Genomic DNA, 11,615 nt, shown 5'->3' on the forward strand with positions numbered 1-11,615 from the left:
TGAAAGATTTACGGGTAACAACTTTACCGTAGTTTTCCGCAAGGAAGGTTCCAAAGGTACTCTGTTTGAATTCATCATTCAGACGAACCATGGTGGCGAAGTAAGCATTGGGATTAAAGCCGAAACAGGCACCATGCTTGGCATATTCATAACGTTCAAGGCACGATTGACCACCCGCGCCAGGCATGGCACCTGCGAGTTTACTGGCGATATCTGCGGATAATTCAGGTGCAGGTGCCTGGCACTTTTGTGAACCGCGCACTTCCGCCATGTTTGGAACCGGGCGGGTTGCGCAGCCGTAACGCATCCAGCGTTTCTCATCCACACCGCGGGATGCCACGGAATTGGGTAACCCTGGCCACAGCCCATGTACCGTCAAAAAAGCACGTTTGTCATTTTGTTCCTGCTGGGTTTTGCATTCAGCAGGTTCGTTGCGATTACGCTCATGCATGCTCTGACAAAAACCGGTTTGCCAGGAAAGGGCAAGCACGTAACGGTCAAAGTCGGCATATTGCGTGGGCTTAAGATCTTCTGCCAGAGCAGGGAAAGTAGTGGTACAGGCGAGAGTAAATAGCACAGTTCGGCAGATGAATTTCATGCCTTTCTCATTCGATTAATTGATGATTCCTTATTTAATCATAAAAAAAGCGCCTCAGAGAGACGCTTCGTCCTGAAAGCGAATCGGGTTAATTCCACAGTGCCAGAATCGGCCAGCCCACGCACAGCAGCATGCTGATGTAAATCACACCGAAAATGGCTCCCAGACGCCAGTAGTCTTTCGACTTCACATAGCCGCAGCCGTAAATGATGACGCCAGGGCCGGTTGCGTAAGGTGTCAGGCAGCCCATGATCCCAATCGACAACACCAGCAAAATACACAACTGTTCCATTGGGATGCCGGGAATACCTTTCCCCACCGCCAGGATGACTGGCAGCATAGTGGCGGTGTGAGCCGACAGGCTGGCAAACAGGTAATGCGCGAAGTAGAACACCAGTACCAGCACGATAACCGTGGTATTGGGTGAGAAACCTTCCAGGTGTGTACTCATGGTGTTGGCGAACCAGTCGATAAAACCGGAGCGTGTCAGCCCGCTTGCCATCACGACCAGTGTTGCCAGGTTCACTAATGTGTTCCATGCACTGTTATATTTGGTGATGTCTTTCCATGGCACCACGTGCAGCGCCAGCATGAGTGACACAGCCAGCAAACCCACCGCTGTCGCATCAATTATTTCACCACCAAATACCCACAATCCCAGGCTTAACAGCACCAGACCAATCAGGGTTATCTCTTTGCGGGTGAGTTTACCCATCTCTTGTAGTGCGTCTTTTGCCCAACTAGAGACTTCTTCGCTGTGCGTGATTTCTGGTTTGTAGAGCACGTAAGACAGCCACGGAGCCACGATCAGCAGAATAATCCCCACTGGCAGGAAACTCAAAAACCACTGCATCCAACTAATTTGGATACCTGCAATTTTGTTGACGAACTCAAGTCCCAGCACGTTCGGTGCCGCACCAGTGATAAACATCGACGAACTAAGACTGGTACTGATAACCATCATCCACATCAAATAACCACCGATGCGGCGCGAGGAAGGATCGTTTGGATGGGACTGGAATAACGGTGGCAGGTTTTTGATAACCGGAAAAACCGTACCGCCAGTACGCGCGGTGTTAGACGGGGTAAAGGGTGCCAGCAGAATATCAATAATCACGATGGCATAACCGAGCGTCAGCGTGCGCTTGCCCATGAACTTCACCATGATCAACGCGATACGGCGACCCAATCCGGTGACTTCATATCCCAGCGCAAAAATAAACGCACCAAACACCAGCCAGACAGTGGTACTGGAGAAGCCAGCCAACCCCCATTTCAACGCTTGTTTTCCAGTATTAAAGGCGGGATCCGCCAACTCTTTGGCGTCAAACAGCAGGTATTCACTGCCGATAACGCAAATAGTGACCGCGATAAAACTGATCGCGGTTGCTGGGATGGGTTCGAGGATCATTCCCACGATCATCGCCACAAATACAGCAAAGTAGTGCCATGCCTGCGGAGGCATGCCGTCGGGTACTGGAATGACTAGCATCACAGCCAGCACGGCAAACGGTGCCAGTAACTTCCATATTTTATCTTTTGAAACAGACATAACTGATTCTCCAGCAAGGAATTTTTATGATTTATGGTTGAAATTGCATGTTGCTAATTGAGCTAAAAACCAAGTGACAATCAGCAAGTCTGCGCTGCCTCCAGGGCTGAGGTTGTGTGCGATACATGCTGTGTCGAAAGCGTATAGGTGGTGAAGATCGCAGGGCTTACAGATACCGCCGTTGGCGAGCAAGGTGCGAGCGGTGTGTTGCAGCCAGATCAGACCCGCTACACCACCACGTGAAGCCACATTGGTATCTCCGTTGTTCGCCATCAGCAGCAAAAGAGTGTCGAGCAACGCCAGTTCCGGGTCGGTTCCTTGTGCCAGGTGAGCGCGGTAATGCGGCAGTGCGAGATTAATCACAAGCGGATAACCTGCTTCAGCTTCACCGCGTGCACCCGTTAAACCGAGTTGCCGGAATAGCCGTTGCCCGGCGGTTTGCTGGTGATTGTTGTGGCGTAATTCACGTTCGGTCAGCCCGTGACAGAAGGTGGCTACGGTCTGGCAAATCGCCTCTGGCGTTGGCATGTGCTGGAGTTGATAAAGACGGCCAATGGCGGCGCACAGTAACCCCAGTGAAAAAATGCTGCCTTTGTGGGTGTTGACGCCCGCCGTGGCATGAAACATCGCGGTTTCACACGCCATACCGATGGGGCGTAAATATTGCAAAACCTCGCATGCAGGCAGCATTGCGGTGTTGGCACCGGTTTGGATGAAGAGCGGGAAATAGCCGCGTATCACCGCCGCACTGTGATAAAAATCCTCCAGTGCCATGTCTTTATGCGAACCGCAGTTGTTCCTGTCGACCAGTCCTGGCTTAGGCGTTAAGTTCACCTCCGCCAGTAATGCACGGAACGCAAGTTCGCAGTAATGTTCGAGAAAGGATGACGGGACCACGTGACAATCAACGTGGGGTCGAGTTTTCTGCATCATCCAACAGAGCCTCCATACGCTGATGTAATTCGGCTAGTGGGTGCAGTTGTTGTCGCGCACATACGGCGGCATCTTGTTGGCACACTAAACAGCGCCGGGCGGGTAGCGAAAAGTGGCGGCGTGAGAGTATTTCCCCCGTTGGGGTTAGCACGTCGATGTCCCACAGTCGCCCCAGCGGATGGTGTTGTTCAAGTTCGATGGTGGCGAGCTTCACCCTATCTGCGGGTGCGTTTATCGCCAGCAGGCCCTGCGCTCCACAGGTGTGTGTAAAGCTGCGCTGTTTTTTGATTTCCCAGCCGCAGCGCTCGGCCAGTTGCAGTAACGCCCTGAAACCGTGATTGAAAATGCGCCGTGTCAGCACGCTATCTTTGACCGCACCGGGTGCAACAACGGTAAAAGAAATCAGAGTCACGGCGTGGCTAACGAGCCACTCCTGTTGCCTTGCCTGCCTGGCTTCCCGGCTGGCAAGTAGCGCAGGCAGTGAGACGAACATGTGACTGGCTGATGACAGATATAGCGGCATGATTTACTCCTTCACCTGACAAACGACATCAATCACTGAACCATCGCGATAACGCACTACGGCAATGACGCGATCAGTAAATTCAATGGCTCGGGGAATGCCGGTGAGAATTTGCGCACGTTCGCGCAACCCTTCAATGGAGACGATTTTCATCCCAGCGGCTTTCAAGCGTTCAGCCAGTTCAGGACGGGCGGGATTAACCGCAATACCGTGATCGGTAACCAAAATATCGACGCTTGACCCAGGTGTGACGCAGGTGGTGACCTCATCCACCAACGTCGGAATGCGCCCGCGTACCAGCGGAGCAACGATAATGGAAAGTGCTGCTGCAACGGCGGTATCGCAGTGGCCGCCTGATGCACCACGCAATACACCGTCAGAACCGGTTAGCACGTTGACATTAAACTGGGTGTCGACTTCCAGGGCGCTTAACACCACGACATCCAGACGATCGACGGATGCCCCTTTTGAACCCCAGTTGGCATATTGATTTGCGCTGATTTCAATGTGATTCGGGTTATGAGCCAACGATTGGGCAGCGGTGCGGTCAAAACTCTGTACATCGAGCAGTTTTTTAATCAGCCCTTTTTCATGCAAATCCACGATGCTGGCGGTGATGCCGCCAAGGGCAAAACCGGCGTGAATACCACGGCTATACATTTTGTTTTCCAGAAAACGTGTGACCGCCAGTGATGCGCCGCCTGTGCCGGTTTGCAGGGAAAAACCTTCTTTGAAATAGCCGGAATTGACCACCACATCTGCCGCCGTGCGGGCAATCAGCAACTCGCGTGGATTTGAGGTCATACGTGTGGCATCGGCACCGATTTTATCGGCATCACCAACCTGCTCAATTTGCACAATCAGGTCGACCTGATCCTGCATGATGCTGGCAGGATTGTGGGGATAGGGCAGCAGCGCTTCGGTCAGTAACACCACTTGACGTGCGTTTTCGGCATCGACTTTGGCATAACCCAACGAGCCGCAGCAGGCTTTCCCGGTGTAACCATTCGCGTTACCCAATTCGTCGCAGGAGGGGACGCCGAGAAAGGCGACGTCGATTTTTAGCTCGCCGTTTTCGATAAGGTTAACGCGCCCACCGTGTGAGTGGATTTGCACCGGTTCTGTCAACAAGCCGCGTGAAATTTCCTCTGCCAGCGGGCCGCGCAGGCCAGAAGTATAAATGCGTGTCACCACATTGTTGCGGATATGCTCGATTAACGGCGCATGGCAATCGCTCAACGAACTTGAGGCCAGTGTCAGGTTTTTAAAGCCCATGTTGGCGAGGGTTGCCATCACGGTATTGAGTGTCAGATCGCCACCGCGAAAGGCGTGATGGAAGGAAACTGTCATGCCATCGTGCAGGCCAGATCGGCGAATCGCCTCCTCAAGCGAGCTGCATAGTTTTTTGCCACGGGGTTTTTGCGCCTGCAAATTCAGTTTTGACGCATTCTTATAGACAGGGTATTCGCCTTCACTGCGGCGATTCCATGCGGCTACGCGTTGTTGTTTCGTCGTCATTTTTTTACCTTATTCCTCACGAATACCGGAAAGTGCTGCACGGGATAACACCAGGCGAGCACGTTCGATAACCGGGCTGTCGACCATTTTTCCGTTCAGCGAAACCACACCGCGCCCTTCACGGGCAGATGCCTCAGCCGCTTCCACCACTGCGTTGGCATGGTCGACTTCTTTTTGCGAAGGGGCGTAGAGGTTGTGTAACAGCTCTATCTGGCGCGGGTTGATCAGTGATTTGCCATCAAAACCAAGCTGTTTGATGTGCGTGGCTTCGTGCAAAAATCCGGCTTCGTTGTTGGCGTCGGAATAGACGGTATCGAATGCCTGAATACCGGCAGAACGGGCGGCTTGTAGAATGGAACAACGTGCAAAAAGCAGCTCGATACCTTCAGGTGTTCGTTCGGTATGCAAATTGCGCACGTAATCTTCCGCCCCCAGAGCGATACCGATTAAGCGTTGTGACGAATGAGCAATCGCCACCGCCTGAGTAATGCCTTGCGGTGATTCAATGGCGGCAAGCAATCCGGTACTGCCGTGTTCGCGACCACATGCGTATTCGATACGCGTGATTTCATTTTCGATATCGATAACATCTTGTGCAGTATCAGTTTTTGGCAGACGTACGATGTCTGCGCCACCACGCACCACGGCTTCGAGATCAGCAATGCCATACTCGGAATCCAGCGGATTCACGCGCACGATAGTTTCAATATCCTGATAAAGCGGATGTTGCAGTGCATGGTAAACCAGGCGGCGGGCGGCATCTTTTTCACGCAAGATAACCGAGTCTTCAAGGTCGAACATCAGTGCGTCGGCTTGATAAATAAAGGCGTTGCTGACCATGGCAGCATTGGCTCCCGGTACAAACAACATGCTGCGGCGGGTGCGTGTTTTTTGTTCCGGAGTCATGCCTTTTCCTCCCAAGGCAAAGTGGTGGCATCACTTGCCCGCACCAGCACCGTTTCCAGGCGAGCGCGCAGCACACAGTCCAGAGCACCTTTATCATCGAGAATTAACTGAACACCCTGAATCTGATGGCGAACGAGGATCTCCATTACAGTGGCGCGAATAGCGAAGCCAAACTGTTTTTCAACACTACTGCTGATTTGCAGATCGATTTCCTGCGTGTTGGCTGGAGCGATGCGGATCATCACATCGCCAGATTCCAGAGTGCCAGCAACGGCTGGATGAGTAATTTTCATTTTTCACCTGTTAATGTGGATTCGAGTGGCTCAGCCACTGCGTGGTTCGGGCGAGATTCGTGCATGCGTTGTATGTAATCGCGGGTCGTTTGCGGGACCAGGTAGTCGATGGTGTCGAACTCTTTTTTCACCAACAACTTGCGTACCCAGGAGGCGGAAATAGCCATGCCGTGATATTGCAGACGTTCAATTTCCACCAGTTCAATGACGGGTGCAGAGAGCTGCGGAGTATTCAGCCAGTGGCGCATATCCTGGTTGTAGCTGGCAGTGACCTTGCAATACGGTTCACTGCCGACGAAACGGTGAGTAATACCCAGCGCTGGAGCCAGATACTGGCGGAAAATTTTCAGATCAATTTCGGTGTGGCAATGGTTGATAACGCCTTGCTCTTTGATGAAATAACAAGGGAAGGTGGCGCGCGAAATGATGTATTCGGACCCGCGATGAACGGTGAGTTTTTTAATATCGCTGGTGCCTGCGCGAACCAATGCCAGGCGGTCTTCGTAAGGGAAGCGTGAGGTGTCTTCTTTAACCAAAAATACATGCAGCCAGTCGCATTGTTCCGCGGCTTTTTGTATCAAATAGCGGTGACCGTGGGTAAAGGGATTGGCATTCATCACAATGCAGCCAATTTTGCGGCCCGTGCGGCGTAATGTGGTGAGGTAACTGGCGTAGCGTTGCAGGCGTGTCGCGCTGTTTTCCATTAACACCATGACACCGGGTACGCTGGTGAGGGTAGAAAAACCACATTGCTTAAATAACGCTTCGTTTTGCGTTTTGGTATAGATGAAAAGATTTGGGCATTGGCGCTCATACGCCAGATTAATTAATTCCGTGGCAAGGGTTAGCGCTAGCCCCTCACCGCGTGCTAACTCGCTAATCGCCACGCATTTAATGATATTTCCGGCAATTCCCCCGCAGGCAATGAGTTGATCATTACGGGTAACGGTAATAAAGACTTCTACCGTGGTGTCTATGCTCAGGTCGTTTTCACGCAGGAATTGTACGATAGCGGACATCTTTATATTTTCAGCGCGTTTCACCTGGGATAATACAGTATTGCCAAACATGAATTCCGGTTTCCTGGAGCGTGTTAAGTGTGGTTTTTGTTATTTATGCAATTGTTAACATTTTATTTTCAATTGCGTTTTCGCTAATTTTATTCTGGTAAGAAGATCGTAAGGGGAATTTACGTGGCAGATATTGAACTGATTCACAAAGGGAGGTTGATTTAAATAGACTTAATGGTTTTTATTTCGTTAATTAATTTTTTTGCGAGTTGTAACCTGGTTTTTATTTGTTTAATTGATTTAATGTATAAATTAGATAAGCATTCCTCTTACTGGGTGGATTATTTTTAACACAATCCCATAACAACTGCCCGTTATCTGAGCAATGGAAGTGTGCGCGATATGGCGATGAACATTCCATCCGCCTGTTTCACCCGAAGCCCGCTATTAAAACTTCCTGAAGGGTTGGACAGTACGGAGTTTTCGGCGATTGTGGGGAATTTTCTGGATAACGCATTTGATGCCAGTCTAAAAAATCTCAATGGTAATAAAATCGTTGAGCTGTTTCTAAGTGATGACGGCCCTGAGGTGATTATTGAAGTCACCGATAATGGTTGTGGTGTACCTGAGGCATTGTGCGAACTTATTTTTGAACGAGGTGTAAGTACTAAAACCGATAACAAGGACGCACAGGGTATTGGATTGTATCTGGTCGTCAGTTACGTCAATCGCTGTGGTGGGATAACAACGTTGGAAGACAACGAACCCAATGGCTCTTTATTTTCTGTGTTTATTCCGAAAGTGAAAAAGATCAATGACCCTACCGATTAAAATTTTAATTGTTGAAGATGAAACGGTGTTAGCAGAAATGCACGCTGAGTTTATTCGCCAGCTTCCGTGTTGTGGGCAAGTATGGCTGGCTGGCAACTTAGCACAAGCCAGAATAATGATTGAACGATTTAAGCCAGATCTCATTTTATTAGATAACTATTTGCCTGACGGTAAAGGGACAGCGTTGTTGCACGAATTGGCTCAAACCCGATATCCCACAGGCGTGGTATTCACCACCGCTGCCAGTGATATGGACACCGTCTCGGATGCAGTGCGTGCAGGTGTATTCGATTATCTGGTGAAGCCGATTGCGTATGAACGACTTGGGCAAACCCTTGAACGCTTTCAGCTACGAATGCAAATGCTGGCCCATAATGCCAGCGCCAGCCAGCGCCAGATTGACGATATGTTTAATGCTTATGCGCGTGGGGAACAAAAAGAGGTTCTGCCGGTGGGGATTGATGAGCTGACACTTGAGAAAGTGCAGTTATTGTTCGCTGATCCCGAGGCTCGTCATACGGCGGAAACCGTGGCCGGGGTGCTAAAACTTAGCCGCACAACAGCCAGACGTTACCTTGAGTTTTGCGCAAGTCGCCAGCAAATTATGGCGGAAATTGTTTATGGCAAGGTAGGACGCCCACAGCGCACCTATCGGGCGCTGTGAGCTGTGGGGATTAGCCCCCAACAACAACCGCAACCGACGGCACGAGGACCTCGGTGGCGATAATCACCACAACCAGACCTACCGCAATCGGAACTGAAGTCCGTTTTACCACTTCGAATGGGGAGATTTTTGCCATACCCGCGACGGCCACAACCACGCCGGAAACCGGAGAAATAGTACGGCCAAGGTTGGACGCTTGCAGCATAGGAATCACAAGGTATGCCGGGTTGATACCAGAGGAGTGCGCCAGTTTCGGGATCATCTCAACAAAAGCGTAGAACGGTGCGTTACCCGAACCAGTGGTCATTGCGGCCAACATCGTGAGGACGACTAACACCAGCATCAGAATGATACTTGCGGAGCCAAACGACGTCGCAATGGAAATCAGGCTCTGGATAAAGCCGATGGTGCTCAGGCCTTGGGCGAACACGCCCGCCGCTACCAACAACATTACGACGTTTGCGAAGGCATCAGCCATACCGCGGTAGCAAACTTCAAGCCCAGAGAAGACGTTCTGTGAATTGAAACCACGGAAGAATTCAATGATTGCCGCAATCAGAATACAGATAACCAAAATAGTAATGATATGCAGTTGCGGGCCCCATTTACCGTCGAAAATCAACACACCAATAATGGGTGTAAACGGCAGAATGGAATAGAAAGAAGGAGCGGTAGTCTGGATTTCGCTAACATCGAGCATTTCAGGGCTGATGTTCTCTTTTTTATCCAGATAGCGTTGCCAGAAGAAGTGGGCAATCGCCATCGCAATGATCGCGGCAATAGAAATTGGCACGGTGGTTTTAAAGGCAAAATCAACCAGTGTCATTTCAGCCGCTTTCGCAGCCAGCACCACGTCGCCTGAGGTTGGAGACAGAATGATTGCAGCAGGGGAGGCACAGATTGCAGCTGCCGCACCCCGGCTAATACCTACGTTCACCATGACTGGGAACAATGTTGCCATCAGCAATACACCCAAGCCAGTCGCAGAAGAGACCGCCAGGGACATGAGGCATGCCACGAAATACGCGGCAATCATTAGAATGTAGGGTGAGTTTATTAATTTCAGCGGTTTTGATGCGAGCTTAACGACCATGTCGTTAGCACCAATATGCGTCATATAGGAGGCGAAACCACACAGCATCATGATCATCATGCCGAGATCGCCGCCACGGCTCATCAGCAGGATTTTGACATATTCGACAATATCGGTTGCTGTGTAACCGGTGCTTTCAGCACTGCCTGGTAAAACTTTGTGGCCCATAAGGGCACTAACAATCAGTAATGTTAAGCCACCGACGAATAATACGCCGGTCGCAGAGTAGCCTTTGATGATGTAGCGAGCTACACCAACAATCACCACAAGCCCAATAAGTAATTCAATAGTCGTCAGCATTAAAGCCCCCTGTTGCGTTTGGTATTCGGCATCTGTTGGCCGGACCTAAACGTAACGCCATGCCAGAAAAATAAAAAAATATACCCGTCGCCCTTCAATATTCAGGGTTGTTGGCTGTTCTCGTTCACCCGAATCACTGACTGGAGTAAGCTCATCAGGATTGACTCGATTGCCGCCTACCTGCATCGTGAAGTCGCTTGGGTATGTCACGGTTTGAAAGCCGTCTGCGAAAGCGGTGTCAATCTGCCTGAATCACAGGCAACGATTTCTGATGAGTATCAAATTTAGCGAGCTTCTTTCAACTGCCATGAAACTTTTGTAGGCAGTGTTGCAATTATGACATTTACTTATTGATATGCATTATTTATTTGTAGAGCTAATCGTTCTATTAATCAGCATTTGAAGGTTGTTTAATTAATAATATATTGCGCAATTGTTAAATAAATATCTAAATGTAAAACCATTAAAAATCCCTTTAAAATATAATGGGCTAATGTTTATACTGCCAACCAGGTTATTTGAGGCAAATATTGTGCAATCCACTGTCTGGTCGACAAGCCATTTACGCTTTTTCAGAAAGCATCTTTTGATGCTGCTGTTGGCGTTTGGCTGGCTGTTTGTCAACAGCCAGGTCGCAGTGGCATCGCATGATTGCTCGGTAGACATTAGTTTGCAGGCGCTTTCCATTCAGCATAGTGAGCATATGCTGATGAATAGCACACAAGATTTGGCGAGTACGGAAGGAATGTTGTGTGAGAAACACTGTATTCCTGATGTGATGCAAAAAGATAATAGCCACAGTTCTTTGGCTGCAATACCTGCGTCAAATACTCTGGCTTTAGTGGTTCCTGAATGTAATGAAACCGCGTCGTCCGTTGGCTTATTAACGCCCCCTGCAACCGGCCCCCCCGCCACGATTCGGTTTTGTCGCTTTAGAGAATAACTCCAGCACTGTCTTGGTTTATGCCTTTTAGATTTAGGGCATTCAGGCGTTTTGCCGTCCTTTGACTTGTGTTCTGGAGATTTTTTATGTCTATTTTTTCTGCTCGTGCTCTTTCAGCCATTGCGCTGTCCGTATTGACTTTCATCACTGTGGCTCATGCCGCTTCTCACGATATGTCCCACGACATGCCAATGCCCATGGAACAACACATGGCGGCGGAAATTTATCATGGTCAGGGGGTTGTGAAAAAAGCCACTGCCCGTTCCGTTTCTATTGCCCACAAACCCATCGCAGCACTTAACTGGCCTGCCATGACAATGACGTTCAGCCTGCCTGAAAATGCAACATTACCGGTGGTTAAAGCGGGTGATACGGTGGACTTCACTTTCAGCCAGCAGGCAGAAGGTTACGCGCTAGTATCAGTTACACCGACTAAGTAACTGAGATCAAT

The 11,615-nt window shown here is 49.9% G+C and carries 12 protein-coding genes and 1 pseudogene; 4 read left to right on the forward strand and 9 right to left on the reverse strand.

Going from position 1 to position 11,615, the window contains the following annotated elements; genetic code table 11:
- The 8 genes from VJY99_RS02745 to citC all read right to left on the reverse strand — a co-directional run.
- On the reverse strand, positions 1-598 hold a 598-nt coding region (locus VJY99_RS02745), incomplete at its 3' end, for a ribonuclease T2 family protein (protein ID WP_324116106.1).
- 88 nt (positions 599-686) lie between these two features.
- Positions 687-2,150, reverse strand: a complete 1,464-nt coding sequence (locus VJY99_RS02750) for an anion permease (protein ID WP_324116108.1) — start codon at positions 2,148-2,150, stop codon at positions 687-689.
- Positions 2,151-2,174: 24 nt separating this feature from the next.
- Entirely contained in the window at positions 2,175-3,080 is a 906-nt protein-coding gene (citG, locus tag VJY99_RS02755; protein ID WP_414641563.1) for a triphosphoribosyl-dephospho-CoA synthase CitG, read from the reverse strand.
- On the reverse strand, positions 3,055-3,606 hold the full coding sequence (gene citX / locus VJY99_RS02760) for a citrate lyase holo-[acyl-carrier protein] synthase (protein ID WP_324116112.1): 552 nt from the start codon (positions 3,604-3,606) through the stop codon (positions 3,055-3,057). Before citX ends, citG begins: the two co-directional genes overlap by 26 nt.
- A gap of 3 nt (positions 3,607-3,609) precedes the next feature.
- Complete coding sequence (gene citF / locus VJY99_RS02765) at positions 3,610-5,124, reverse strand: citrate lyase subunit alpha (protein WP_324116114.1); 1,515 nt, start codon at positions 5,122-5,124, stop codon at positions 3,610-3,612.
- A 9-nt stretch (positions 5,125-5,133) separates the two neighbouring features.
- Positions 5,134-6,030 (reverse strand): aldolase/citrate lyase family protein, encoded by an 897-nt coding sequence (locus VJY99_RS02770; RefSeq protein ID WP_324116116.1) that lies wholly within the window; start codon positions 6,028-6,030, stop codon positions 5,134-5,136.
- A complete protein-coding gene (gene citD, locus VJY99_RS02775) occupies positions 6,027-6,323 on the reverse strand; it encodes a citrate lyase acyl carrier protein (RefSeq protein WP_324116118.1) in 297 nt (98 codons plus the stop codon). The genes VJY99_RS02770 and citD overlap by 4 nt, the downstream gene beginning before the upstream one ends.
- Positions 6,320-7,393: a [citrate (pro-3S)-lyase] ligase gene (citC, locus tag VJY99_RS02780; protein ID WP_324116120.1), complete on the reverse strand. Its 1,074-nt coding sequence runs from the start codon at positions 7,391-7,393 to the stop codon at positions 6,320-6,322. Before citC ends, citD begins: the two co-directional genes overlap by 4 nt.
- A gap of 378 nt (positions 7,394-7,771) precedes the next feature.
- Here citC and VJY99_RS02785 point away from each other — a divergent pair.
- Together VJY99_RS02785 and dpiA are read left to right on the forward strand one after the other, a co-directional pair.
- Positions 7,772-8,164 (forward strand): annotated as a pseudogene (locus VJY99_RS02785) (ATP-binding protein); the annotation flags it as partial.
- Positions 8,148-8,828 carry a two-component response regulator DpiA gene (dpiA, locus tag VJY99_RS02790; RefSeq protein ID WP_324116122.1) on the forward strand — a complete coding sequence of 227 codons (681 nt, stop codon included), beginning with the start codon at positions 8,148-8,150 and terminating at the stop codon, positions 8,826-8,828. The pseudogene VJY99_RS02785 and the gene dpiA, both read left to right, overlap by 17 nt.
- Positions 8,829-8,838: 10 nt before the next feature.
- Here dpiA and dcuC read toward each other — a convergent pair whose 3' ends face one another.
- Positions 8,839-10,221, reverse strand: a complete 1,383-nt coding sequence (gene dcuC / locus VJY99_RS02795; protein WP_324116124.1) for an anaerobic C4-dicarboxylate transporter DcuC — start codon at positions 10,219-10,221, stop codon at positions 8,839-8,841.
- Between the two features lie 532 nt (positions 10,222-10,753).
- On the opposite strand from dcuC, the gene VJY99_RS02800 reads away from it, so the two are divergent.
- Positions 10,754-11,164: a hypothetical protein gene (locus VJY99_RS02800; protein ID WP_324116125.1), complete on the forward strand. Its 411-nt coding sequence runs from the start codon at positions 10,754-10,756 to the stop codon at positions 11,162-11,164.
- A gap of 86 nt (positions 11,165-11,250) precedes the next feature.
- Positions 11,251-11,604: a copper-binding protein gene (locus tag VJY99_RS02805; RefSeq protein ID WP_324116127.1), complete on the forward strand. Its 354-nt coding sequence runs from the start codon at positions 11,251-11,253 to the stop codon at positions 11,602-11,604.
- The last annotated feature ends 11 nt before the right edge of the window (positions 11,605-11,615 follow it).

This window comes from Buttiauxella sp. (assembly GCF_035271705.1).
Lineage (GTDB): Bacteria > Pseudomonadota > Gammaproteobacteria > Enterobacterales > Enterobacteriaceae > Buttiauxella.